At 62.8% G+C, this 24485-nt stretch carries 27 protein-coding genes; 2 read left to right on the forward strand and 25 right to left on the reverse strand.

Going from position 1 to position 24485, the window contains the following annotated elements:
- Nucleotides 1-204: 204 nt before the first annotated feature.
- The 10 genes from H3221_RS14455 to ccmA form a co-directional block, all read right to left on the reverse strand.
- The gene (locus H3221_RS14455) at nucleotides 205-531 is read right to left on the reverse strand and encodes a hypothetical protein (protein WP_196476372.1); all 327 of its coding nucleotides are present in this window, start codon (nucleotides 529-531) and stop codon (nucleotides 205-207) included.
- Entirely contained in the window at nucleotides 528-1739 is a 1212-nt protein-coding gene (gene ccmI, locus H3221_RS14460; protein ID WP_196476373.1) for a c-type cytochrome biogenesis protein CcmI, read from the reverse strand. Before ccmI ends, H3221_RS14455 begins: the two co-directional genes overlap by 4 nt.
- Complete coding sequence (locus H3221_RS14465; RefSeq protein ID WP_196476374.1) at nucleotides 1736-2224, reverse strand: cytochrome c-type biogenesis protein; 489 nt, start codon at nucleotides 2222-2224, stop codon at nucleotides 1736-1738. The genes ccmI and H3221_RS14465 overlap by 4 nt, the downstream gene beginning before the upstream one ends.
- Nucleotides 2221-2760, reverse strand: coding sequence for a DsbE family thiol:disulfide interchange protein (locus H3221_RS14470; RefSeq protein ID WP_093050903.1), 540 nt, complete (start codon nucleotides 2758-2760; stop codon nucleotides 2221-2223). Before H3221_RS14470 ends, H3221_RS14465 begins: the two co-directional genes overlap by 4 nt.
- Nucleotides 2757-4730: a heme lyase CcmF/NrfE family subunit gene (locus H3221_RS14475; protein WP_196476375.1), complete on the reverse strand. Its 1974-nt coding sequence runs from the start codon at nucleotides 4728-4730 to the stop codon at nucleotides 2757-2759. Before H3221_RS14475 ends, H3221_RS14470 begins: the two co-directional genes overlap by 4 nt.
- Nucleotides 4727-5215: a cytochrome c maturation protein CcmE gene (ccmE, locus tag H3221_RS14480; RefSeq protein WP_196476376.1), complete on the reverse strand. Its 489-nt coding sequence runs from the start codon at nucleotides 5213-5215 to the stop codon at nucleotides 4727-4729. Before ccmE ends, H3221_RS14475 begins: the two co-directional genes overlap by 4 nt.
- Nucleotides 5212-5388 (reverse strand): heme exporter protein CcmD, encoded by a 177-nt coding sequence (ccmD, locus tag H3221_RS14485; protein ID WP_021489619.1) that lies wholly within the window; start codon nucleotides 5386-5388, stop codon nucleotides 5212-5214. Before ccmD ends, ccmE begins: the two co-directional genes overlap by 4 nt.
- Nucleotides 5385-6140 carry a heme ABC transporter permease gene (locus H3221_RS14490; protein WP_196476377.1) on the reverse strand — a complete coding sequence of 252 codons (756 nt, stop codon included), beginning with the start codon at nucleotides 6138-6140 and terminating at the stop codon, nucleotides 5385-5387. Before H3221_RS14490 ends, ccmD begins: the two co-directional genes overlap by 4 nt.
- Before the next feature lie 96 nt (nucleotides 6141-6236).
- Nucleotides 6237-6908, reverse strand: a complete 672-nt coding sequence (gene ccmB / locus H3221_RS14495; RefSeq protein WP_196476378.1) for a heme exporter protein CcmB — start codon at nucleotides 6906-6908, stop codon at nucleotides 6237-6239.
- The gene (gene ccmA / locus H3221_RS14500) at nucleotides 6905-7549 is read right to left on the reverse strand and encodes a cytochrome c biogenesis heme-transporting ATPase CcmA (protein WP_196476379.1); all 645 of its coding nucleotides are present in this window, start codon (nucleotides 7547-7549) and stop codon (nucleotides 6905-6907) included. Before ccmA ends, ccmB begins: the two co-directional genes overlap by 4 nt.
- 229 nt (nucleotides 7550-7778) lie before the next feature.
- Here ccmA and fliK point away from each other — a divergent pair, with 229 nt between their 5' ends.
- Nucleotides 7779-9308: a flagellar hook-length control protein FliK gene (gene fliK, locus H3221_RS14505; protein WP_196476380.1), complete on the forward strand. Its 1530-nt coding sequence runs from the start codon at nucleotides 7779-7781 to the stop codon at nucleotides 9306-9308.
- Nucleotides 9305-9646: an EscU/YscU/HrcU family type III secretion system export apparatus switch protein gene (locus tag H3221_RS14510; RefSeq protein ID WP_196476381.1), complete on the forward strand. Its 342-nt coding sequence runs from the start codon at nucleotides 9305-9307 to the stop codon at nucleotides 9644-9646. Before fliK ends, H3221_RS14510 begins: the two co-directional genes overlap by 4 nt.
- Here H3221_RS14510 and H3221_RS14515 read toward each other — a convergent pair.
- The 15 genes from H3221_RS14515 to flhA form a co-directional block, all read right to left on the reverse strand.
- The gene (locus H3221_RS14515) at nucleotides 9627-10070 is read right to left on the reverse strand and encodes a rhodanese-like domain-containing protein (protein ID WP_196476382.1); all 444 of its coding nucleotides are present in this window, start codon (nucleotides 10068-10070) and stop codon (nucleotides 9627-9629) included. The genes H3221_RS14510 and H3221_RS14515 overlap by 20 nt on opposite strands.
- A 144-nt stretch (nucleotides 10071-10214) precedes the next feature.
- A complete protein-coding gene (locus H3221_RS14520; protein ID WP_196476383.1) occupies nucleotides 10215-10637 on the reverse strand; it encodes a DUF2802 domain-containing protein in 423 nt (140 codons plus the stop codon).
- 3 nt (nucleotides 10638-10640) lie between these two features.
- On the reverse strand, nucleotides 10641-11120 hold the full coding sequence (locus H3221_RS14525; protein ID WP_003243242.1) for a chemotaxis protein CheW: 480 nt from the start codon (nucleotides 11118-11120) through the stop codon (nucleotides 10641-10643).
- 95 nt (nucleotides 11121-11215) lie between these two features.
- A complete protein-coding gene (locus H3221_RS14530; protein WP_196476384.1) occupies nucleotides 11216-12019 on the reverse strand; it encodes a CheW domain-containing protein in 804 nt (267 codons plus the stop codon).
- Between the two features lie 86 nt (nucleotides 12020-12105).
- Nucleotides 12106-12894 carry a ParA family protein gene (locus H3221_RS14535; RefSeq protein ID WP_160017639.1) on the reverse strand — a complete coding sequence of 263 codons (789 nt, stop codon included), beginning with the start codon at nucleotides 12892-12894 and terminating at the stop codon, nucleotides 12106-12108.
- Nucleotides 12895-12976: 82 nt separating this feature from the next.
- Entirely contained in the window at nucleotides 12977-13786 is an 810-nt protein-coding gene (motD, locus tag H3221_RS14540; RefSeq protein WP_196476385.1) for a flagellar motor protein MotD, read from the reverse strand.
- Nucleotides 13787-13798: 12 nt separating this feature from the next.
- Nucleotides 13799-14539 (reverse strand): flagellar motor protein, encoded by a 741-nt coding sequence (locus H3221_RS14545; protein WP_017679181.1) that lies wholly within the window; start codon nucleotides 14537-14539, stop codon nucleotides 13799-13801.
- A gap of 25 nt (nucleotides 14540-14564) precedes the next feature.
- Entirely contained in the window at nucleotides 14565-15698 is a 1134-nt protein-coding gene (locus H3221_RS14550) for a protein-glutamate methylesterase/protein-glutamine glutaminase (RefSeq protein WP_125834265.1), read from the reverse strand.
- A gap of 45 nt (nucleotides 15699-15743) precedes the next feature.
- A complete protein-coding gene (locus H3221_RS14555) occupies nucleotides 15744-17963 on the reverse strand; it encodes a chemotaxis protein CheA (protein ID WP_196476386.1) in 2220 nt (739 codons plus the stop codon).
- Between the two features lie 13 nt (nucleotides 17964-17976).
- Nucleotides 17977-18765 carry a protein phosphatase CheZ gene (locus tag H3221_RS14560; RefSeq protein WP_160017635.1) on the reverse strand — a complete coding sequence of 263 codons (789 nt, stop codon included), beginning with the start codon at nucleotides 18763-18765 and terminating at the stop codon, nucleotides 17977-17979.
- A 19-nt stretch (nucleotides 18766-18784) separates the two neighbouring features.
- Nucleotides 18785-19159 (reverse strand): chemotaxis response regulator CheY, encoded by a 375-nt coding sequence (locus H3221_RS14565; protein ID WP_169968482.1) that lies wholly within the window; start codon nucleotides 19157-19159, stop codon nucleotides 18785-18787.
- A 99-nt stretch (nucleotides 19160-19258) separates the two neighbouring features.
- Nucleotides 19259-20005, reverse strand: coding sequence for an RNA polymerase sigma factor FliA (fliA, locus tag H3221_RS14570; RefSeq protein ID WP_178094620.1), 747 nt, complete (start codon nucleotides 20003-20005; stop codon nucleotides 19259-19261).
- Nucleotides 20002-20832 (reverse strand): flagellar synthesis regulator FleN, encoded by an 831-nt coding sequence (gene fleN / locus H3221_RS14575; RefSeq protein WP_162843938.1) that lies wholly within the window; start codon nucleotides 20830-20832, stop codon nucleotides 20002-20004. Before fleN ends, fliA begins: the two co-directional genes overlap by 4 nt.
- 112 nt (nucleotides 20833-20944) lie before the next feature.
- On the reverse strand, nucleotides 20945-22255 hold the full coding sequence (flhF, locus tag H3221_RS14580; RefSeq protein WP_160017633.1) for a flagellar biosynthesis protein FlhF: 1311 nt from the start codon (nucleotides 22253-22255) through the stop codon (nucleotides 20945-20947).
- Nucleotides 22256-22266: 11 nt separating this feature from the next.
- A complete protein-coding gene (flhA, locus tag H3221_RS14585) occupies nucleotides 22267-24396 on the reverse strand; it encodes a flagellar biosynthesis protein FlhA (protein ID WP_397428051.1) in 2130 nt (709 codons plus the stop codon).
- Nucleotides 24397-24485 lie beyond the last annotated feature (89 nt).

Below are 24485 nucleotides of genomic sequence, written 5' to 3' on the forward strand. Positions count from 1 at the left end.
TAGCGAGCGAAGGTCAGGCAAGGCAAAAACAGGCGAAGAAGCGCAGTTTACGAGTTGTAAATGAGCATTCTGAGCCTGTTTTTAACGCAGCATGACCAAGCGCAGTAGTTTTCACACAGCCTGTTCGGGCGCCGTTTTCATATGCGGTTGTGGGGCGGGTGCAACCCGCCAGGCCGATTGACGGGTTTCACCCGCCATACGCGATCAGCGGTTCTGGTACTGGCGAAACAGTCCCGGCGGGATGCCCGAGCTGTCGGTAGCCTTCCACGGCCCGCCGGCTTGCGACGACCAGCTCCAAGCGCCGTCCCAGCGGTAGAAGATGCGCTCGCGGTAGTACAGATCACGTGCGCCTTCGACCACATAGACGCCCAGTCCCGGATTCCAGTGGCTCTTCACCCCAGGCGGTGGCGCGTAGCGCGGGTGCGAGGGCTGCTGCACCGGCGGCAGTTCGCCGACCGGTGCACTCGGTTGCTGCAATACGCAGCCACTCAGGCCAAGCCCGAGTGCGCAGGCCAGCACCAAACGCTTCACTGGGCCTGCCTGTCGCGGCTGTCGATCAGCAGCGCCTGAACGTCACGGGAGGTGTTGGCCACCGGGCCGGTCTGGCCGGTCCATTCGCCCTGGGTGGCGTTACCCGCTCGGGATACACGCGCCACCAGTTGCACCTGGTCGAATCGGGAAATCTTCAGTTCAGGCATCATCGCATCCACATCGGAAAGGCTGATCTGCACCGGCAGGTCGGAGACCTTCAGGCGCTTGACCGCCAGCGGCATCGGCGGGCCACTGAGTGCGCGGGCAAATACGAATACGGCATCGTCCGGCTGAACATTCTGCTGCACTTCAGGTGACAGCGATACACTGACCTCCAGCGCATGCACCTTGGTGCTCGGCTCGGCAGCCGCGTTGGGCTGCTCGCCCTCGCCCATCTGCTGACGAGCGCGTTCGATACCGCCGGCGATCGCCGCACGCGAAGGGTCCTGTTCCGGCAGCACGGCGACCAGGCGCTCCCAGTAACTCACAGCATCGGCATAGCGCTGGCTTTCATAGGCGGCGATACCGAGCAGGCCGAGGCTGGTGACCTCTTGCGGATCGGCCTTCAACGCTTCGTCGGTGAGCGCCTGCATCTGCTCGCTCCACTGCTTACCTTCGGCGAAGTACAGCGCCTGCGCCCATTGGCCGAGTAGTTCCGGGGCACGCCCGGCGATTTCCACGGCACGCTCGAACGCCTTGGCGGCATCGCCGGCACGCTCCTGCGCCATGTAGGTACGACCGAGGAAGTACCAGGCCTCGGCAGACTCCGGCTGTTGCTGCACGGTCTGCTCCAGACGCGCGGTCATCTCCTCGATGCTTTGCGGCTGCGCAGCGGTCATTTGGCGAGTCTGTACGACCTCATCGACAGCGCCCCAGTGCAGATAAAGGGCCACACCCAGCACCGGAACCAGCAGCGCCGAAATCAGCGGAATCTTGCCGCCAAGCACGCTGCTGCGGCGCTGCACGCCTTCGGTGTCGTCCAGCAGCTCGCGCGCTGCCTCGGCGCGACCGGCCTCCATCTGCGCTTGATCGAGCACGCCAGCCTGGAGTTGGTTTTCCAGCTCCTGCAGGCGCTCCTGATAGAGGGTGACGTTGAGTGCTGTGCGGTCTTCTTCGGCCTGCAGCTTGCGAATACGCAGTACCGGAATCAGCAGAAACGCCAGGGCAGTCAGCAACAGCAGCCCGGCGGGCAACCAGAAATCGATCATCGGTCTTTCTTGTCCTGAGAGGCTTGTTCGAGCAGCGCGGCGAGGCGCGCCTGCTCATCGACGGAGAGGCCGGCAGCCGAGCGGTCCTTGTTCTGACCACGGCGGCGCAGGACGATCACCCCGAGCACAGCGAAACCTATTACCAGCAGGCCGGCCGGGCCGTACCAGAGCAGCAGTGTGCGGCTGGTCAGCGGCGGCTTGTAGAGCACGAAGTCGCCATAGCGCGAGACCAGGAAATCGATGATTTCCTCGTTGCTCTTGCCCTCTTCGAGCATCCGGTAGATCTCGCCGCGCAGATCCATGGCGATCGGCGCATCGGAGTCGGCAATGTTCTGGTTCTGGCACTTCGGGCAACGCAGCTCTTCGATCAGATCGCGATAGCGCTGACGCTCGGCCTCGTTGGCGAACTCGAAGGTATCGATGGCGGCATGCGCGCTGGCCAGCAGGCCCAGCGCCAGACCGGCAGAAATCAGCAGACGCTTCATGGCTGGGCCTCGTCGACCAGTTGCTGGTAGATGGGCGCCAGCTTCTCGCGCCAGACGCGCTCGTCGATGGTGCCGACGAACTTGTGACGGATGATGCCCTTGGCATCGACGAAGAAGGTCTCCGGCGCGCCGTACACACCCAGGTCCAGCCCCAGGCTGCCCTTGGCGTCCTCGATGTTGAGCTGATACGGGTTGTGCAGGTCGCGCAGCCATTTCTGCGCCGGCTCACGCTTGTCCTTGTAGTTGACCCCATGGATCACCACGCCGGCCTCAGCCAGCTTGTTCAGCACCGGATGCTCGTGGCGGCAGGCCGGGCACCAGGTGGCCCAGACGTTGACCAGCGCAGGTCGGCCCTTGATGTCGGCCTCGCTGAGAGTGCGCTCGGGATCATCCAGCGACGGTAGGCTGAAGGCCGGGAACGGCTTGCCGATCAGCGCCGAAGGCAGTTCGGACGGATCGAGGAACAGGCCGCGATAGAGGAATACGGCAATCGCCAGAAAGGCCAGCAGCGGCAACAGCAGGAGCAGACGTCTCATGCGCTGGCCTCCTGCATGCCCAGGGCTTCGCGCACGCGGGTTCTGACCTTGATGCGGTAGCGCTTGTCGGCCGCAGCGAGCAAGCCGCCGAAGCCCATCAGCAACGCGCCCAGCCAGATCCAGCGGACGAAGGGCTTGATGTGCACACGCACTGCCCAGGCGCCCTGCTCCAGCGGCTCGCCAAGGGCAACGAACAGGTCGCGGGTGAAGCCGGCATCGATGCCCGCCTCGGTCATGGTCGCCTGCTGCACGGTGTACAGGCGCTTCTCCGGGTACAACACACTGATCTGCCGCTCGCCGTCGAATACGCGCACCGTGCCCTTGTCGGAGATGAAGTTGGGGCCTTCATGATGCACGGCGCCGTCGAACTGGAAGCGGTAGCCGCCCAGTTCCACGGAGTCACCCGGCGCCATGCGCAGATCGCGCTCGTAACTGCCCAGGCTGGTGAGCACCACACCCAGGGCGCACACGGCGAAACCGAAGTGCGCCATCTGCATGCCCCAGTAGCTGCGGCCCAGGCTCGGCAGGCCTTTTAGCAGGCCCTTGTGGCGCGTCTTGTCGAGAATGTCGCGCACGCCAGCGAGGATCACCCAGAAGGCCAGCAGGCAAACGGCCAGAACGGCCCAGTTGAAATCGCCGTGCAGGAAGGTGGCAACTACAGCCAGCACCACGCTGGCCACCAGCACCGGCGTCAGCATGCTACCCAGCCATTTCAGCGGGGTGTCCTTCCAGCGCACCAGCACGCCGACACTGATCACGGCCATCAGCAGTGCCATCAGCGGCAGGAACAACGCGTTGAAGTAAGGCGGGCCGACCGACAGCTTGGCCCCGGTCAGCGCGTCGAGCACCAGCGGGTAGAGCGTGCCGAGCAGAATCATCGCAGCCGAGACCACCAGCACGATGTTATTGATCAGCAGCAGCGTCTCACGCGACCACAGGCCAAAGCCGACCTGGCTCTTGACCACCGGCGCGCGCACGGCGAACAGCGCCAGCGAACCGCCCACCACCACCAGCAGGAAGGCGAGGATGAACACGCCGCGCTCCGGATCAGTGGCGAAGGCGTGTACCGAGGTCAGTACGCCGGAACGCACCAGGAAGGTACCCAGCAGGCTCAGGGAGAAGGCCGCGATGGCCAGCAGCACGGTCCAGCTCTTGAACACCCCACGTTTTTCCGTCACAGCCAACGAGTGAATCAAGGCGGTGCCTACCAACCAGGGCATGAAAGACGCGTTCTCTACCGGGTCCCAGAACCACCAGCCACCCCAGCCAAGCTCGTAGTAGGCCCACCAGGAGCCCAAGGCGATACCGATGCCGAGGAAGGCCCAGGCGACGATGGTCCACGGACGCGACCAGCGCGCCCAGGCGGCATCCAGCTTGCCGCCGAGCAAGGCGGCAATGGCGAAGGCGAAGGCCACCGAGAAACCGACATAGCCCATGTACAGCATCGGCGGGTGCACAATCAGGCCGAAGTCCTGCAGCAAGGGGTTGAGGTCGCGGCCATCGGCCGGCGCGTTCGGCAGCAGGCGCTCGAAGGGGTTTGAGGTGACGATCAGAAACAGCAAAAACCCGACGCTGATCATGCCCATCACCGCAAGCACACGGGCGAGCATCTCTTCCGGCAGGTGGCGCGAGAAGATCGCTACGGCGAAGGTCCAGCCCGCCAGGATCAGCGCCCACAGCAGCAAGGAGCCTTCGTGCGCGCCCCATACCGCGCTGAACTTGTAGTACCAGGGCAGCGCGCTGTTGGAGTTGTTCGCCACGTAGGCGACGGAGAAGTCGTCGACCATGAAGGCATAGGTCAGGCAGATGAAGGAAAACAGCAGGAAGGCGAACTGACCCCAGGCGGCCGGCTGAGCCAGGCTCATCCACTGGTGGTCACCACGCCAGGCACCGATCAGCGGCAGTGTCGCCTGCACCAGACACAGGCACAGCGCCAGGATCATCGCCAGATGGCCGAGCTCGGGGATCATTGTGCGCTCTCCTGCTGATAGCCCTGCTTAGCGGCTTTGGCATCATTGTGCTGCTGCATCATTCCGCTCTTTTCCAGCGCCTGCATGACTTCAGGCGGCATGTAATTCTCGTCGTGCTTGGCCAGCACCTCGTCCGCCACCAGCACGCCCTCTTCATTGACCCGACCGAGCGCAACGATGCCCTGACCTTCACGGAACAGGTCCGGGAGAATGCCGTGATAGCGAATGGTCACGCCGTGGGCGCCATCAGTGACGACGAAGTCGACTTCCAGGGTATCAGCGGAACGCTTGACGGAGCCCTCTTCCACCAGGCCACCAGCACGAATGCGAGTATCGACCGGGGCTTCGCCATTGGCGATCTGACTGGGGGTGTAGAACAGGTTGATGTTCTCCTGCAGCGCGGTCAGCGCCAGCGCCACGGCGATACTGACGCCGCAGAGGATGGCCAGAACGATGTACAGGCGTTTCTTGCGAACCGGATTCACTTCGACTTCTCCCGGCGCAAACGGCGCGCCTCGTCTTGCAGGTAACGGCGGCGCGCCAGGATTGGCAGCACCACATTCAACGCCAGGATCGCCAGGCTGATGCCGTAGGCGCTCCAGACGTAGGGGCCATGAGTACCCATGGCGAGAAACTCGGAGAACGACGCGAAACTCATGCCTTGCCCTCCACCAGCGTCTGCACTTCGGCCTTGACCCAACTGCTGCGCGCTTCGCGCTTGAGCACGTCCAGGCGCATGCGATAGAGCAGCACGGCGCCGAAGAAGCAATAGAATCCCAGCACCGCCAGCAGCAGCGGCAGCCACATCTCCATCGGCATCGCGGGTTTTTCAGTGATCTTGAAGGTGGCGGTCTGGTGCAGCGAGTTCCACCATTCCACCGAATACTTGATGATCGGGATGTTGATCACACCGACGATGGCCAGCACGGCGCAGGCTTTGGCGGCGCTGTCACGGTTGCTGATGGCATTGCCCAGGGCGATGACGCCGAAGTAGAGGAACAGCAGGATCAGCATCGAGGTCAGGCGCGCGTCCCACACCCAGTAGGTGCCCCAGGTCGGTTTGCCCCAGATGGCGCCGGTGAGCAACGCGATTGCGGTCATCCAGGCGCCGATGGGAGCAGCCTGCTGCAAGGCGACGTCGGCCAGTTTCATCTTCCATACCAGCCCGACCAGGCCGGCAATGGCCAGCGTCACGTAGATCGACTGGGCGAGGAAGGCCGCAGGCACGTGGATATAGATGATGCGAAAGCTGTTGCCCTGTTGATAGTCCGGCGGCGCAAACGCGAGGCCCCAGATCAGGCCTACGGTGATCAGCACCACGGCAGCGATGCTGAGCCAAGGCAGCCAGCGGCCACTCATCTCATAGAACCACTTGGGCGAACCCCACTTGTGAAACCACGTCCAGTTCATTCAGTTCGACTCATCATCTACTACGTAGCCCGGATGCAATCCGGGGAGGCTATCGAGAGCTCCCGGATCCCATCCGGGCTACATCACGGTTCGTTCTTATTCGCCGACACTGATGGTCAGACCGGCGGCAATCGCAAAAGGTGTCAGGGTCACCGCCAGGGCAGTGAGGCTCGCCAGCCACAACAGGTGGCCGCTAGCCGGCAGTCCTTGCAAGGCCGCCTGCAGCGCCCCGCTGCCAAGAATCAGCACCGGGATGTACAGCGGCAGGATCAGCAGCGCCAGCAGCAGGCCGCCGCGCTTGAGACCAACGGTGAGCGCCGCGCCCACCGCGCCGAGCAGGCTCAGCACCGGGGTGCCGAGCAGCAGGGAAATCAGCAGTACCGGCAGGCAACGCTCAGGCAGACCGAGCATCAGCGCCAGTACAGGCGCCAGCAAAACCAGCGCCAGACCACTGAAAAGCCAGTGTGCCAGCACCTTGGCCAACACCAGAAGAGGCAGGGGGTGCGACGAAAGGACCCACTGTTCGAGCGAGCCATCCTCGAAATCACTGCGGAAAAGCCCGTCCAGCGAGAGCAGCACGGCCAAAAGCGCTGCGACCCAGACCAGGCCCGGAGAAAGGGTTTGCAACAATTGCGTCTCCGGCCCTACCGCCAGAGGGAACAGTGCGATGACGATGGCGAAGAACACCAGCGGGTTGGCCAGGTCGGACGGACGACGAGCGAGCAAGCGCATTTCGCGCGATAACAACTGATTGAAGACGTTGCTCATGCGGCGTGCTGCCCCAGATCCAGATCGCGATAAGTCGCTGGCTTGTGCTGCAGGCTGTGGTGAGTGGTCAGCACCACCACACCGCCACGCTCGCAATGACCGGCCAGGTGCGCTTCGAGTTGCGCCACACCGCTCTTGTCCAGCGCAGTGAACGGTTCATCGAGCACCCACAGAGGCGGCGTATCGGCCAGATACAGGCGTGCGAGGGCGACACGGCGCTGCTGGCCGGCCGACAGGGTATGGCAGGGAACATCCTCGAAACCGCGCAGGCCGACGGCCTCCAGCGCCTGCCAGATAGCCTCGCGACTGGCCGGACGATGCAGGGCGCAGAGCCAGGCCAGATTCTCTTCGGCAGTCAGCAGGCCCTTGATACCGGCGGCATGGCCGATCCACAGCAGGTTGCGCGCCAGCTCGCTGCGTTGCTCGGCCAGGGTCTGGCCCTGCAGGAGGATGTTGCCGGAGGTCGGCTGACGCAGGCCCGCGATCAGCCGTAGCAGGCTGGTCTTGCCGCTGCCGTTGGGGCCACTGATCTGCAACATGTCACCCGGCTGCAGGGCAAAATGCAGCTGCTCGAAGAGCAGGCGCCAGTCCCGCTCACAGCTGAGCGCTACGGCTTCGAGAAGAGGAACGGGACGGGTCATCGATACCTGGCAGGGTTAAAGTCGACGGTGCTCCGGCCGCTATACTGACGCGTGCCGGAAGTGCGCTGCGCAACGGGCCGGCATTATACATGTCGCATCACTGTCCCCGCAGTCAGCATTTTCGACAGGGTGTTAATCGCGTAGGGTGTGCCATGCATACCAGCAGTCGAAACCGGTACGCACGGCGCATCCTACGGCACCCGCACAGGACGGAGCTTCACGAAAGCCCATGAGCGAAATCAGCAGCCCACGCCCGCTTCCCCCTTCCGTGCCGGTGGTTCGCAACACCGCGACCGCAGCAGACCTGGCCGTGCGCCTGTTACAGCCGCTGGAAGGCATGCTGGCGGCCGGCGAAAGCGCCAAGGCCGAAGTCGTGGCGATTCGCGAGCAGGCGCAAAGCTTCCAGTTGCTGCTCAAGCTGACCCTCGCAGGTGGCAAACAGGCGACTCTGCAAGCCGAAAGCCCCAGGCCACTGGCCCAGGGTAGTGCGCTGGTGGTCACCGCCCTGTCGGATACTCGCCTGGCGCTGGTTTTGCAAGCTGGCGGCGACAAGCCGCTGACCAGCCTCGACCTGCAGCAACTGCCGCCCGGCACTTTGGTCCAGGGCAAAGTGGTCAGCCGCGACGTTTTGCCGCCACAGGGCGCGCAGTCGATCTATCGCCTGGTGGTGAACCTGCTCAACACCCCGCTCGCTGGTAGCCAGCTGGCGCTCGACAGCCCGCTGGCCCTGCCGCTCGGCAGCCTGCTCAGCGCCCAGGTGCAGGGTAGCCAGAGCCTCGCCTTCCTGCCGCTCAGCGGCCGCCTCGATCAATTGGTGCTGGGCCAGCAACTGGCCGCCCAGCAGAATCGCCAGGCGTCGCTGGAGGGTTTGTTCAAGGGGCTGCAGACGCTGAGCGGCGGTAATGAAGCGCTGCGCGGCAGTATCGACAAACTGCTTGGCGCCCTCCCCGACAGCACCCAGTTGAGCACCGCCAAAGGCCTGGCGCAGGCACTCGAAGGCAGCGGTCTGCTGCTCGAAGCCAAACTGCTGCAGGGACAGACCAGCACATTACCGCAGGACCTGAAGGCCAACCTGCTGCGCCTGATCGCCCAACTGATGCCGCAATTGCCGGGCGCCTCCGGCCCCCTTGCCGGCCTGCAGAACGCTCTCAACCAGAACCTGCCCAACCTGGCCCGGCAACTGCTCGGCGCAGGCGCTACTGGCTCGGCGCGTCAGCAGGCACTGACCTTTCCCCTGCCCTCGCGCTTGCTGCAGAACATGGATGACGAGGCCGACCTGGAAACCCTGCTGAAGCTCGCCGCAGCAGCTGTTTCACGACTGCAGACCCACCAACTGTCGAGCCTGGCGCAAACCCAGGTCGACGCCAACGGCAACCTGCTGACCACCTGGCAGTTGGAACTGCCCATGCGCCATCAGCAGGAGGTGATTCCCCTGCAGCTCAAACTGCAGCGCGAGGACAGCGGCAAGGCGGAAAAAGCGGAACAGAAGGAAACGCTCTGGCGTGTGGAACTGGCCTTCGACCTCGATCATCTTGGCCCGCTACAGGTTCGCGCTCAGCTGCTACGCGGCAGCCTCTCCAGCCAGTTATGGGCCGAACGCGCCGATACTGTTTCACTGATCAGCGCCGAACTGGGCAACCTGCGTGAACGCCTGCAAGCCGCAGGTCTGGAGGTGGGTGAACTGGCCTGCAGCCAGGGCATGCCGCCGCAAGGGCCGAAGACATCGCTGGAGCAACGCTGGGTGGATGAAACCGCATGAGCCGCAAGCCGCAGTCCGAAGCACGTCAGGCCATTGCCCTCAACTACGACGGGCAGAACGCGCCGATACTCAGCGCCAAGGGCGATGACGAACTGGCCGAAGCCATTCTCGCCATCGCTCGCGAATACGAAGTACCGATTTATGAGAATGCCGAGTTGGTGCGCCTGCTGGCGCGCCTGGAACTGGGCGACGCCATCCCTGAAGCGCTGTATCGCTGCATTGCAGAGATCATCGCCTTCGCCTGGCACCTGCAAGGCAAGACCCCGCCGGGTTTCGAGGCCGATGCCGAGCGCGACGTCACCCCGCCGCTGCCCTTGCTCAAGGGGCCGGCGAACTGAGCGCCAGCCGTTCGTTGGTGCTGCCCTTGCTGCTTGGCATATCGAATAACTGCCAGGCGAAGTAACCGCCACGAAAATAGAACACACGGGTAAAACCCCAGCCAACTGCCTGCTCGACCGCAACGGCACTCTGCGCGCACACCTCACTGTCACAGTAGATGACCAGGGGCACCTCGCGCGGCCACGGCACCTGCGCCAGAGCTGCAAAGTGCCCGCGCAGGTCGAGATGAATGGCACCCTCGACATGCCCCCAACCCCACTCGCGGGCCGGCCGCACATCGATGAACAGTGCGCCATGGTCGTGCAGGTGCTTGGCCTGCATGACGTTGACCGTGATCGCACCCGCGACCTGCAGCGGCGCCTCCTGGGCAACCAGGGGCTGGCAGAGCAGCCATCCAACGAGAAACACAACCAGACGATGCATGAGCAATCCCCCGTGACGACCACAGCCGGACGAACCGCTGCCTTCTATCAGCGTAGATGGACGCTCAGGGACGCTAGGATTGATTGCGCAGGCCGCGAGGCCCGCTAAGAACGCACTCGACTATGCGTCAAGGCACAAGGACGGCTATTGCGACTGGCCTGCCTTGGGTGTGTGCAGGCGGCTGATCAGTTCGGCCTCGGCCTTGCTCAGGCCACAGGACTGGGTCAGGTCATCGACGCTGGCGCCCATGCCTACCAGGCGTGCAGCCTGGGTGAACGACAGACTGCTGGGGTCGCGCTGTTCGATCTGGCTGACCTTGTCCGGCAGCGGCGCCACCACGCGGCGCAGCTCATGCAGCTCTTCGCCCATGCGAATGCTGCCGGTCAGGTAGGCGTCGAGGCGTTTGCTCAGCTCCCTGATCCGTGTATCGCGCACGGCGTCACGCTTGGCCTGCTCGGCCAGCAGTCGCTGCTGGTTGCGGTACAGGCCTTGGCAGACGATGCCCAGTGCCACGCATAGCAGCGCCACGAAGGCCAGGGCCGCGGCAAGCATGGCGAACTCGGACATGGCTCAGATGCTCTCCAGCTCCGACCACTCTTCCTCGGACATCATCTTGTCCAGCTCGACCAGGATCAGCAGCTCGCCGTTCTTGTTGCAAACGCCCTGGATGAACTTGGCCGACTCGTCGTTGCCGACGTTCGGTGCTGTCTCGATCTCGGACTGACGCAGGTAGACCACTTCGGCCACGCTATCGACCAGGATACCGACCACTTGCTTGTCCGCTTCGATGATGACGATACGGGTGTTGTCGGTGACCGGCGCCGAACCCAGGCCGAAACGCTGGCGGGTATCGATCACAGTCACCACATTGCCGCGCAGGTTGATGATGCCCAGCACATAGCTCGGAGCACCCGGTACCGGGGCGATCTCGGTGTAACGCAGGACTTCCTGCACCTGCATCACGTTGATGCCGTAGGTCTCGTTGTCCAGGCGAAAGGTCACCCACTGCAGAATCGGATCTTCGGCACCTTGTGCAGAACTTTTCTTCATGTCCCTAGCCTCATCAAAAACCGCTCAGTGCGGCATGCGCGGGTCGACCCGCTTGTCATCAACTATAGAGCCCGTTGGCACAGGCTCACCCATTCTCAATGCAGCTTTCCGCCATTCAGGCGTTTCGCCCCGCCGCTGGCGATCAGCTCGGCCAGTGCCGCCACGTCGAGCAGCGCGCACATGTGCTCGATCACCGTGCCGGCTAACCAGGGACGCTGGGTACGCTGACTGCGCCACTTGACCTCGCTCGGGTCCAGGCGAATCGAACGGCTGACCTGATGCACCGACAGTCCCCACTCGTAGCCCTGCACCGAAATCACGTACTGCAGGCCCTCGCGGAAGTCCTCGCGGTAACGGTCCGGCATCACCCAACGGGCGGTATCCAGTACCTTCAGGTTACCGGCCTGGCTCGGCAGGATGCCAAGAAACCAATCCGGCTGACCAAACAGCGGTGTCAGCTCCTGGCCCTCGAGCGGGTAGATCGAGCCCAGGCAAATCAGCGGCACGGCCAGAGTCAGCCCGGCAACGTCGAACAGCAGGCATTCAAACGGCTCCTCGGCCCAGGCAGGGCGACCATCGGCCAGCAGAGCAGCCGGCTGCGGCGCCAGCTCGGCAGCAGGAGCAGGCTCTGGCGGCGCCTCGTCGATGACCTCAGCCTGCATCGGCGCGAGCAATTCAACCGGGGCAACGGCCACCTGCACCTGCGGCTCGACCACACTGGCGAGTGCTGCCGGCTCGACCAGCCGCGCATCGCGCACCTGCTCCTCGAGCACAGCGGCCTCGAACTCGTCGAGACTGACGGACATCTCCAGTTCGGCAGCAGCCTCCTGCAGCAGCCCGTCGAGGTAGGACTGCAGGGCCAGCTGGGAACGCGTGGCAGTGGCGAGGTTACGACTCATGACTGGAACTCGGAATAAGATCTTGACAGCCTATCGGCCGCTGCATGCTTCGACTTGAGTGTCGCAGTTCAACACAGACGCTCATTTCAAGCCACCTGTGCCGCCGGCTGATGACTCAGCAGGTGCTTGAGCAGCGCACGATAGGCGATCACCCCTCGGCTGCCCGCATCGAACTGCGAGGGCGTGCGTCCTGCCCGGCTGGCATCGCGCAAACGCGTATCGACCGGGATATAGGCCGGCCACAGGTGCTCGGGATAGGTATTGCGCAGCACCCGCAGCGTGCTCATGGACGCCTGGGTACGACGGTCGAACAGCGTCGGCACGATGGTGTAGGGTAAGGCCTGCTTACGCGAACGGTTGATCATCGCCAGCGTGGTGATCATGCGCTCCAGGCCTTTCACCGCAAGGAACTCGGTCTGCACCGGAATAACCAGTTGCTGGCTGGCAGCCAGGGCGTTAACCATCAGCACGCCGAGCAATGGTGGGCTGTCGATGACGGCGTGATCGAAATCTTCCCACAGCTGCGCCAGACTCTTGGCGATCACCAGCCCCAGGCCACTCTGCCCCGGCGACTGGCGCTCGAGCGTGGCCAGCGCGGTGCTCGACGGCAACAGGGCGATATTCTCGTGACTGGTGCTGTGCAACAACTGCTTGGGCAGGCCTTGCGGCACGTTGCCCTGATGCAGGAACAGGTCGAAACAACTGTGCTCCAGTACATCGGGGTCATGGCCGAAGTAACTGGTCATCGACCCATGCGGATCGAGATCGACCACGACCACACGCTTGCCGGCATCGGCCAACAGGCCTGCCAGAGCGATAGAGGTGGTGGTCTTGCCGACCCCACCCTTCTGATTGGCTACTGCCCAGACTTTCATTTTCTCTCATCCTCCCGGCAAGAGGCGCTCAGGCCGAGAATGGCTGTCGCATGCACGCAGCAGGCGACTGGGATTTGACGGCTCACGACTGTGGAACCCCCGACGCAGACGCTGGTGCAGGTTGCGTGCCAGCCCCTGACTGCTGGGTCGCAGCACTGCCAGCGCCGCGTCGCGTATCGAGGTTGCGCGAAATCACCAGCACCACCCGGCGATTACGCCCCCTGCCCTCGGCAGTGGCATTGTCCGCCACCGGCTGGAACTCACCGTAACCGACGGCCGCCAGACGTGAAGGATCGACGCCGTCCATGGCCAGCATACGTACGATGCTCGCCGCCCGTGCCGAAGACAACTCCCAGTTGGTTGGGTACTGAGCAGTCTGGATCGGCAGGTTATCAGTGAAACCTTCGACCTTGACCGGGTTCTGGTACGGCGCCAGGATTTTGGCGACCTTCTCGATAATATCGAATGCCTGGTTGTTCGGAATGGCGTCACCGCTGGGAAACAGCAGGCTGGAGCTGAGCTCGATCTCGATCCACATCTCGTTGCCGCGTACCGTCAGCTGATCACTCTGGATCAGATCACCGAACGCTTCACGCACGCTGGAAGCGATGCTTTGCAAGTTCGAGTCCGAACTCGGATCGTCCATGGAGGTGTTGTCCGGCTCGCTGGTACGCGGCCGTTCCTCACCGACCGGAATCGGCTTGATCGAGCGATCAGGCTCGTTGAATACGCCGGTCAGCGACTGCGAGAGGATCTTGTACTTGCCTTCGTTGATCGAAGAGATCGAATACATCACCACGAAGAAAGCGAAGAGCAAGGTGATGAAGTCCGCATAGGACACCAGCCAGCGCTCGTGATTCTCGTGCTCTTCATGATGCCGCCTGCGCGCCATGCCAAACCTCCATCAGTCCATGAAGCCTTGCAGCTTCAGTTCGATGGAGCGCGGGTTTTCACCCTCGGCGATGGACAGGATGCCTTCGAGGAGCATCTCGCGGTAACGCGACTGGCGCAGCGCGATGGATTTGAGCTTGTTGCCTGCCGGCAGCAGCAGCAGGTTGGCGAAACCAACGCCGTAGATGGTAGCGACGAACGCCACGGCAATACCGCTGCCAAGCATGCTCGGGTCAGCCAGATTGCCCATCACGTGGATCAGGCCCATCACCGCACCGATGATGCCAATGGTCGGTGCATAGCCGCCCATGCTCTCGAACACCTTGGCGGCCTGGATATCGCGCGCCTCCTGAGTGTAGAGATCAACTTCCAGAATGCTGCGAATGGATTCCGGCTCGGCGCCGTCGACCAGTAACTGCAGGCCCTTGCGCGCATAGGGGTCAGGCTCGGCATCAGCCACCGCTTCCAGACCGAGCAGGCCTTCCTTGCGCGCCACCATGCTCCACCCGGTCACACGATTGATGCCGCCGACCAGATCGATGCGTGGCGGGAAGAAGATCCAGCGCATGATGCTCATGGCACGCTTGAACACCTGCACCGGTGCCTGCAGAAAGGCCGCGCCCAATGTCCCGCCGATGACGATCAGCGCCGCCGGACCGTTGAGCAGGGCCCCAGCATGGCCGCCTTCGAGATAATTGCCGCCCAGAATGGCAACGAATGCCAGAATGACGCCAATAAGGCTCAGTACATCCATGCGCATGTTTCCGATTTAGCGTCCGTCACTGGCAGGCCTCGGTCAGGTGCCGGCCGATGTCATCCAGGCCGTAGACCGCATCCGCCAGATTGGCTTTGACCACGGCCATGGGCATGCCATAGATCACGCAACTGGCCTCGTCCTGAGCCCACACCTGGCTGCCGCCCTGCTTGAGCAGGCGCGCGCCCTCACGACCGTCGGCGCCCATGCCCGTCAGCACCACGGCCAGTACCTTGTCGCCATAGGACTTGGCGGCAGAGCCAAAGGTGATATCGACACAGGGTTTGTAGTTGAGGCGTTCGTCCCCCGGCAGGATTCTTATCGCACCGCGCGCATCGACCATCATCTGCTTGCCACCAGGAGCCAGCAATGCAAGGCCTGGGCGCAGGATATCGCCGTCCTCGGCTTCCTTGACCTGAATGCGGCACAGCTTGTCCAGGCGCTCGGCGAACGCCTTGGTGAAGGCTGCCGGCATGTGCTGGATCAGAACCAGCGGCGCCGGAAAATTGGCCGGAAGCTGGGTCAACACGCGCTGCAGCGCCACCGGGCCACCGGTCGAGGTGCCGATGGCCACCAGCTTGTAGGCCTTGCGCTTGGGCGCAGGCGATGCGGAGGCAGCGCCACCGGTCGCTGACACTGGTCGCGCTGGAACCGCAGGGGCCGGGGCAGGTCGCGCCGAAACGGCTGGACGAGTTGTCGGCGCCGCACTAAGACTAGCCGCAGTCGGCGCCGGAGCCACTGCGGCCGAACTGAAACGGCGATTGCTGCGAGCGATGCTGTGCACCTTCTCGCACAGCATCTGCTTGACCTTTTCGGGGTTGCGCGAGATGTCTTCGAAGTTCTTCGGCAGGAAATCCACCGCACCCGCATCCAGCGCATCGAGCGTGACGCGGGCGCCTTCATGCGTCAGCGAGGAGAACATCAGCACCGGTGTCGGACAGCGCTGCATGATGTTTCGCACTGCGGTGATGCCGTCCATCATCGGCATCTCGTAATCCATAGTGATCACGTCGGGCTTGAGCGCCAACGCCTGATCGATGGCTTCCCGTCCATTGGTGGCCGTGCCCACGACCTGAATACTGGGGTCAGCAGACAGAATTTCCGACACGCGCCGACGGAAGAAACCGGAGTCGTCCACCACCAAGACCTTGACTGCCATACACACTCCTAGACGGCGTGGACTTCAGGTCCACGCCGCGAAACATCAGAAACGTCGAGCGTAGCGCTTGAGCATGCTCGGTACGTCGAGAATCAACGCGATGCGTCCGTCGCCCGTGATCGTGGCACCGGACATTCCGGGCGTGCCTTGCAGCATCTTGCCCAGTGGCTTGATGACCACTTCTTCCTGGCCGACCAGTTGATCGACGACAAAGCCGATGCGCTGACTGCCAACGGTGAGAATCACCACATGGCCTTCGCGCTGGCCTTCATGGAAGGCCTGTGGGACCAACCAGCGCTTGAGATAAAACAGTGGCAGCGCCTTGTCGCGCACGATCACCACTTCCTGACCATCGACCACATTGGTGCGCGACAGGTCGAGATGGAAGATCTCGTTGACGTTGACCAGCGGGAAAGCGAAGGCCTGGTTCTCCAGCATCACCATCAGCGTCGGCATGATCGCCAGGGTCAGCGGCACCTTGATGATGATTTTCGAGCCCTGGCCTTTCTGCGAGAACACGTTGACCGTGCCATTGAGCTGGGAAATCTTGGTCTTCACCACATCCATGCCGACGCCACGACCAGAAACGTCGGAAATCTCGGTCTTGGTCGAGAAGCCCGGGGCGAAGATCAGGTTGTAGCATTCGAACTCGTTGAGACGATCGGCTGCGTCCTTGTCCAGCAGGCCCTTCTCCACGGCCTTGGCGCGCAGCACGTCGGCATCCATGCCTTTGCCGTCGTCGGTGATCGACAGCAGGATATGGTCGCCTTCCTGCTCGGCGGACAGCACTACGCGCCCAGCACGGGCCTTGCCGCTCTTCTCGCGTTCTTCCGGCGTTTCCACACCATGGTCGACGGCGTTGCGCACCAAGTGCACCAACGGGTCAGCCAGGGCCTCGACCAGGTTCTTGTCGAGATCGGTTTCTTCGCCCACCAGCTCGAGGTTGATTTCCTTCTTCAGGTTGCGCGCCAGATCCCGGACCAGACGCGGGAAACGACCGAACACCTTCTTGATCGGCTGCATCCGGGTCTTCATCACCGAGGTCTGCAGATCGGCCGTGACCACGTCGAGGTTCGATACCGCCTTCGACATGGCCTCGTCGCCGCTGTTCAGGCCCAGGCGCACCAGACGGTTGCGCACCAGCACCAGCTCGCCGACCATGTTCATGATCTCGTCGAGGCGCGCAGTGTCGACCCGTACAGTGGTTTCTGCTTCGCTCGCGGCCGGCGCCTTGTCGGCAGCCGGCGCAGGCGCGGCAGGGGCACGAGCAGCAGCAGGCTCAGCCTTGGCTGCTGCGGGTTTGACTGGTGCAGCGGCCTTGGGCGCTGCTGCAGGTTTAGCCGCAGCGGTAGGCGCGGGCGCCGGCTCAGCGGGCGGCACGAACTTGCCCTTGCCGTGCAATTGATCGAGCAGCGACTCGAACTCGTCGTCGGTGATCTCATCACCCGCCGGAGCGGGCGCTGCAGCTACGGCTGCAACCGGAGCAGCGGCTTCGGCCGTGGCCGAGAACTGGCCCTTGCCATGCAGTTGATCGAGCAGCGCTTCGAATTCATCGTCGGTGATGTCATCGCCTGCCGGTGCGCCAGCAGGCGCAGAAGCGACTACCGCAGCGGCGTGCGTTTCGACCGTACCGGCGAACTGGCCTTTGCCGTGCAACTGATCGAGCAGCGACTCGAACTCGTCATCGGTGATCTCGTCGCTGGCACTGGCCTGCGCACTCGGGGCGGCAGCCGGCGCTTCACCCAACGCGTCGAGCAGTTGCTCGAATTCGCTGTCGGTGATGTCGCCTGCGGGGGCGGACGACGCGGCCGGCTGAGGCGCCGGAGCGGGTTCCGGCTCGGCCTGCTGCTCGGGCTCAGGAGCCGCCTCGGCGCCGCCCGGTTCGGCCAGGCGCGCCAGTGCCGCCAGAAGCTCAGGCGACGCGGGCGTGGGCTCGCGACGCTCACGCACCTCGCCAAACATGCCATTGACTGCATCAAGAGCCTCGAGCACCACATCCATCAGCTCCGAATCGACGCGACGCTCACCCTTGCGCAGGATGTCGAAGACGTTTTCGGCGATATGGCAGCACTCCACCAGCTCGTTGAGCTGGAGGAAACCCGCTCCGCCCTTGACGGTATGAAAACCGCGAAAGATGGCGTTGAGCAGGTTCATGTCGTCCGGTCGGCTTTCCAGCTCGACTAACTGTTCGGACAACTGTTCGAGAATCTCGCCGGCCTCTACCAGGAAATCCTGGAGGATCTCTTCATCGGCGCCGAAGCTCATATTTGTGTGCTCCTTAGAACCCTAGACTGGACAGCAGGTCGTCGACATCGTCTTGGCTGGAGGCGACGTCATCACGCTTATCGGCATGAATCTGCGGACCTTCACCCCGCGATGGCTCTTTTGATTTTTCCTGTTCGGTACGCAGCGCTTCGTGATCGTGCTGAATACCGGCAAAACGGTCGACCTGGCTGGCCATGAGCATCAGCTTGAGCAGATTGCTTTCCACTTCGGTCACCAGTTGGGTGACACGTTTGATCACCTGGCCGGTGAGATCCTGATAGTCCTGCGCGAGCAGAATGTCGTTGAGGTGGCCGGAGAGCTTTACGCCATCTCGCTCACTGCGGGCGAGGAACAGCTCGACACGCTTGGCCAGCTCACGAAAACCGTCAGCCCCGATTTCGCGGCGCATGAAACGGCCCCATTCGGCGCTGAGGCTCTGCGCTTCGTCACTGAGGTCGTTGACCAGCGGCGCACTCTGCTCGACCAGATCCATGGTCCGGTTGGCGGCCTTCTCGGTCATGGTCACGACGTAGTTCAGACGCTCGGTCGCGTCGGCGATCTGCGACAGCTCCTGGGCATGAGGCATGCGCGGATCGAGTTGAAAATTGACAATGGCGTTGTGCAGTTCACGGGTCAGTTTGCCGACCTCATGATACAGCCCGCGATCACGGACCTTGTTCAGCTCGTTGATCAGTTGCACCGCAGCGCCGAAGTTACCCTGTTCAAGGCTATCGACCAGATCGCGGGCATTGTTTTTCAGGGTCGACTCGAGGTCACCCAGCGTGGAGTCATCGTGTTCCATAGCACCCTCGCGGCTGACATCAGCCGTTGACCCGCTCGAAGATCTTCTCGATCTTTTCCTTCAACACCTGAGCGGTGAAGGGTTTGACCACGTAGCCATTCACACCGGCCTGGGCCGCCTCGATGATCTGATCGCGCTTGGCTTCAGCGGTCACCATCAGCACCGGCAGGTGCTTGAGGCGCTCGTCGGCACGTACGGCACGCAGCAGATCGATGCCGGTCATGCCGGGCATGTTCCAGTCGGTCACCAGAAAGTCGAAGCTGCCGCTTTGCAGCATCGGTAGCGCCGAGGTGCCGTCATCGGCTTCCGCGGTGTTGGTGAAACCCAAGTCCCGCAAGAGGTTCTTGATGATCCGTCGCATCGTCGAGAAATCGTCAACGATGAGGATTTTCATGTTCTTGTCCAAGTCGACCTCCGTACAGTCCCAAACGTATTGCGCTTGCAACTACGTCCTTTAATCATGAAACCGTTTGCGCCTTCGAGTACACCGCGTTCAGGCAGCACGCCATTCACTCAGCCGCGAGCGCAAACGCGCTGCGCACTGGCTGTGCAACTGACTCACGCGTGACTCGCTAACCCCCAGCACTTCACCGATTTCCTTCAAGTTCAGTTCTTCATCGTAATACAGCGCCAGCACCAGACGTTCGCGCTCCGGCAAGCCAGCGATGGCATCGGCCAACGCCGCCTGGAAGCGTTCGTCTTCGAGGTCCCGCGAAGGTTCGAGGTGAGAGTGTCCGGCGTCTTCGTGCAACCCGCCATGCTCGCCGTCCTGCAGCAGGTCGTCGAAGCTGAACAGGCGGCTGCCCAAAGTGTCGCCAAGAATGCCGTAGTAATCCTCCAGACTCAATTGGAGTTCGGCCGCAACCTCGTGATCTTTAGCGTCACGTCCGGTTCTTGCCTCAACGACACGAATGGCATCGCTGACCATACGGCTGTTGCGGTGTACCGAACGCGGCGCCCAATCACCCTTGCGCACCTCATCGAGCATGGAGCCGCGAATACGGATACCCGCGAAAGTCTCGAAACTGGCGCCTTTGCCGGAGTCGTATTTGCGCGAGGCTTCGAGCAGGCCGATCATGCCGGCCTGGATAAGATCGTCGACCTGCACGCTAGCCGGCAGACGGGCCAGCAAGTGGTAGGCGATACGCTTGACCAGAGGCGCATAGCGCTCGATCAGCTGGTGCTGGGAGTCCTGCGCCTGAGCCTTGTTGTACATACGAAGTCCAGAGGCTGCTGTCATACGGCCGAGTCTGCGGTCGGTTGTTGCACCAGACGCTCGACGAAAAACTCCAGATGACCACGGGGATTGGCCGGTAACGGCCAGGTATCTACCTTCTGAGCTATCGCCTTGAACGCCAGGGCGCACTTGGATCGAGGGAAGGCTTCATAGACGGCGCGCTGCTTCTGCACGGCCTTGCGCACGCACTCATCGTAGGGCACGGCACCGACATACTGCAGGGCGACATCGAGGAAACGATCCGTCACCTTGGTCAGCTTAGCAAAGAGATTGCGTCCTTCCTGCGGGCTGTGAGCCATATTGGCCAGTACGCGGAAGCGGCTGATGCCATGATCGCGATTGAGCAGTTTGATCAGCGCGTAGGCGTCGGTAATCGAGGTGGGCTCATCGCAGACCACCACAAGGATCTCCTGCGCGGCACGCACGAAGCTGACCACCGCATCGCCGATACCGGCGGCGGTGTCGATCACCAGCACGTCAAGATTTTCGCTGATGTCACTGAACGCCTGGATCAACCCGGCGTGCTGCATCGGCGTGAGGCTGACCATGCTCTGCGTACCGGAGGCAGCCGGCACGATGCGCACGCCGCCCGGCCCCTGCAGCAGAACATCGCGCAGATCGCATTCGCCTGCGATGACATCGGCCAGGGTGCGCTTGGGCGTCAGGCCCAACAGAACATCGACGTTGGCCAAGCCAAGGTCAGCGTCCATCAACATCACCCGACGGCCGAGATCGGCCAGGGCCATGGACAGATTGACCGACACATTGGTCTTGCCGACGCCACCCTTGCCGCCAGTCACCGCAATCACCTGTACGGGATGCATACCCATGTTCTTTCTACACCTTGTCTAACTTCGACTTGGCCCCACAGGCCGTTGAAAAACACCTGTCGGGCCGTTCACTCCCGCACCATGTGCGAGAGGGTGCAACAATTTCGCTACTTCAGCCGGCCCGCTTGGCCGGATTGTGATAAAGGCCGGCGAACAACTGCGCCATGGCGTCTTCACTCGGCTCCTCGGCAGCCTGCAGCCCTACGGCACGGCTGACCAACTGGTGACTACGCGGCACGTGCAGATCATCCGGAATCCGCGGCCCGTCCGTCACATAGGCTACCGGCAGTTGCTGGCCTATAGCCAGACCTAAAACCTCACCCAGACTCGCGGCTTCGTCCAACTTCGTCAGTATGCAGCCTGAAAGGCCACAACGCTTGTAACTATGGTAGGCGGCCTTGAGCACTTGGCTCTGACTTGTTGCGGCCAGTACCAGATAATTCTTCGCCTTGATCCGTGCCGAGGCCAGGCTTTCCAACTGCAGACGCAGCGCCGGATCGTTGCCTGGCAGGCCAGCGGTATCGACCAGCACCACGCGCTTCTTGGCCAGCGGCGCCAAAGCCTGCAGCAGAGACTGACCAGGGTCGATCTGAGTCACCGACACACCGAGGATGCGCCCCAGGGTCTTGAGCTGCTCCTGCGCGCCAATACGGAAGCTGTCCATGCTCACCAGAGCGACCTGTTGTGCGCCGTACTTAAGCACATAACGCGCAGCCAGCTTGGCCAGGGTAGTGGTCTTGCCCATGCCGGCCGGACCGACCAGGGCGATCACACCACCCTCTTCCAACGGCTCGACCTTGGGTGTAGTGATCGCGTGAGCCAGATGCGCCAGCAGCATGCGCCAGGCCTGACGCGGCTCGGCAACGCCGGCCACTTTGCTCAGCAACGCCTGCGACAGTTCGGCAGACAGCCCCATGCGCTGCAGGCGACGCCATAGGTTGGCCTGCTGCGGGCGGCGATTTTGCAGCTGCCCCCAGGCGATGGAACCCAGCTGTACTTCGATCAACTCACGCAAGCCGTGCAGCTCGAAACGCATGGCTTCCAGTGCACGCGGGTCGACCGCAGGCGCAGCCGATACAGGGGCCTCGACCGGGCGCTGCGGCTTGACCAGGGTCGCCGGCAGCTCGGGCGCCAGCAACGACTCATTGGCGAACAGTTGGCGGTCCTTGCCGGCATCCTGCTCGGCACGCGTGGTCAGCTCAGCCTGAGCGCTGGCGATGCGCGCCTGGGTCTTGCGCAGCTCGGCTTCCAGCGCCGGGTTCGGGCGCACCGGCATCGGCGCCTGATAATCCAGCGCTGCAGTCAGCTCGACACCACCGGCGACACGGCGATTGCCGATGATCGAGGCGTCGGCGCCCAATTCGTCACGCACCAGTTTCATGGCGGTTCGCATATCGGCGGCGAAGAAGCGTTTAACCTGCATGACCCTTTACCTCAGTTCTGGCCAACCGTAGCGACTATGGTGACCTGCTTGTTGTCCGGAATTTCCTGGTAGGCCAGCACATGCATGCTGGGTACCGCCAGCCGCGCGAAGCGCGACAACATTGCCCGGACCGGTCCGGCCACCAGCAGAATCACCGGCTTGCCGAGCATTTCCTGGCGCTGCGCCGCTTCCACCAGGGAACGCTGCAGCTTCTCGGCCATGCCCGGTTCGAGGAGGATGCCATCCTCACCGCCCTGACCGGCCTTCTGCAGACTGTTCAGCAAGATCTGTTCCAACCTTGGCTCAAGGGTTATCACAGGCAGCTCCGGCTCTAGTCCCACGATACCTTGGACGATGGCGCGGGCCAGCGAGACGCGCACCGCGGCGACCATCGCGGCGGGATCTTGACTCTTCGGCGCGACGTTGGCGATGGCCTCGGCGATGGTACGGATGTCGCGCACCGGCACCTGCTCCTGCAGCAGCGCCTGCAACACCTTGAGCAGGGTCGATAGCGACACCAACCCCGGCACCAGCTCCTCGGCCAGCTTCGGCGAGCTCTTGGCCAGCAACTGCATCAACTGTTGCACTTCCTCGTGCCCCAGCAGCTCGTGAGCATGCTTGTGCAGGACCTGGTTGAGGTGAGTGGCCACCACGGTACTGGCGTCGACCACGGTGTAGCCCAGCGATTGCGCCTGATCGCGCTGAGTCGGGTCGATCCACACGGCCTCCAGACCGAACGCCGGATCCTTGGCGGCGATGCCATTGAGCGGACCGAACACCTGGCCAGGGTTGATCGCCAATTCGCGATCCGGATAAACCTCGGCCTCAGCCACGCTGACGCCCATCAGCGTCAAACGGTAGGCATTGGGCGCCAGATCGAGATTGTCGCGGATATGCACCGAGGGCATGAGAAAGCCCATTTCCTGCGACAGCTTCTTGCGCACCCCCTTGATCCGCGCCAGCAGTTGCCCCCCCTGGTTGCGGTCGACCAGCGGAATCAGGCGATAACCCACCTCCAGACCGACCATGTCCACCGGGGTGACATCATCCCAACCCAGCTCCTTGACCTCCTGCGCCTTCTGCGCAGGGATCAGTTCCTGCTGGCGCTGGACCTCCTTGACCTCTTCTTCCTTGGTCTTGCGCTGGCGATTGGCGATCCAGTAGGCGCCGGCAGCAGCGATCAGGCCGAGGCTGATAAAGGAGAAGTGCGGCATGCCCGGCACCAGGCCCATGGCAATCATGATTGCCGCCGCCACGGCCAGCGCGCGTGGCGAAGCGAACATCTGCCGATTGACCTGCGCGCCCATATCTTCAGAGGAAGAAACGCGAGTCACCATGACCGCTGCGGCAGTGGACAGCAGCAGGGAGGGAATCTGCGCAACCAGGCCATCACCGATGGTCAGCAGGGTGTAGACCTTGCCCGCCTCGGCGAACGGCAGGCTGTGCTGCAGCACGCCGATGGCGATACCGCCAATGAGGTTGATGAACAGGATCAGCAGGCCGGCGATGGCATCGCCACGGACGAACTTGCTGGCACCGTCCATCGAGCCGTAGAAGTCTGCCTCCTGAGACACTTCACTGCGGCGTTTCTTGGCTTCGCTCTGATCGATCAGGCCAGCGTTGAGGTCGGCGTCGATGGCCATCTGCTTGCCGGGCATGGCATCGAGGGTGAAGCGCGCACTGACTTCGGAGATACGCCCGGCACCCTTGGTGACCACCACGAAGTTGATGATCATGAGGATGGCGAACACCACGATACCCACCACGTAGTTGCCGCCGATCACCACTTCACCGAAGGCCTGGATCACCTGGCCAGCCGCTCCATGCCCCTCGTGACCGTTGAGCAGCACCACGCGCGTCGACGCCACGTTCAGGGCCAGACGCAACAGCGTGGCTGCCAGCAGGATGGTGGGGAATACAGCGAAGTCCAGCGGCCGCAGCGCATAGATACTGACCAGCAGCACCACGATCGACAGCGCGATGCTGAAGGTGAACAGCACGTCGAGCAGGAAGGCCGGGATCGGCAACATGACCATGCCGAGCATGACCAGCAGCAGCAGGGGAATACCCAGATTGCCGTGACGCAGGCCCGCCAGATTGCTGCGGACATCACCGATTAACTGTGCGCGATCTACTGCCACGTCCCTACCCCAAGCCATTCAATCTTTTGACGCGAAAGTGCGTCCTGAAGGGGTAATGGCAAGAAGCGTTCCAGAAATGACGGGACAGC

The sequence above is a fragment of the Pseudomonas chaetocerotis genome, from assembly GCF_015712105.2.
In the GTDB taxonomy this organism is placed as follows: domain Bacteria; phylum Pseudomonadota; class Gammaproteobacteria; order Pseudomonadales; family Pseudomonadaceae; genus Aquipseudomonas; species Aquipseudomonas chaetocerotis.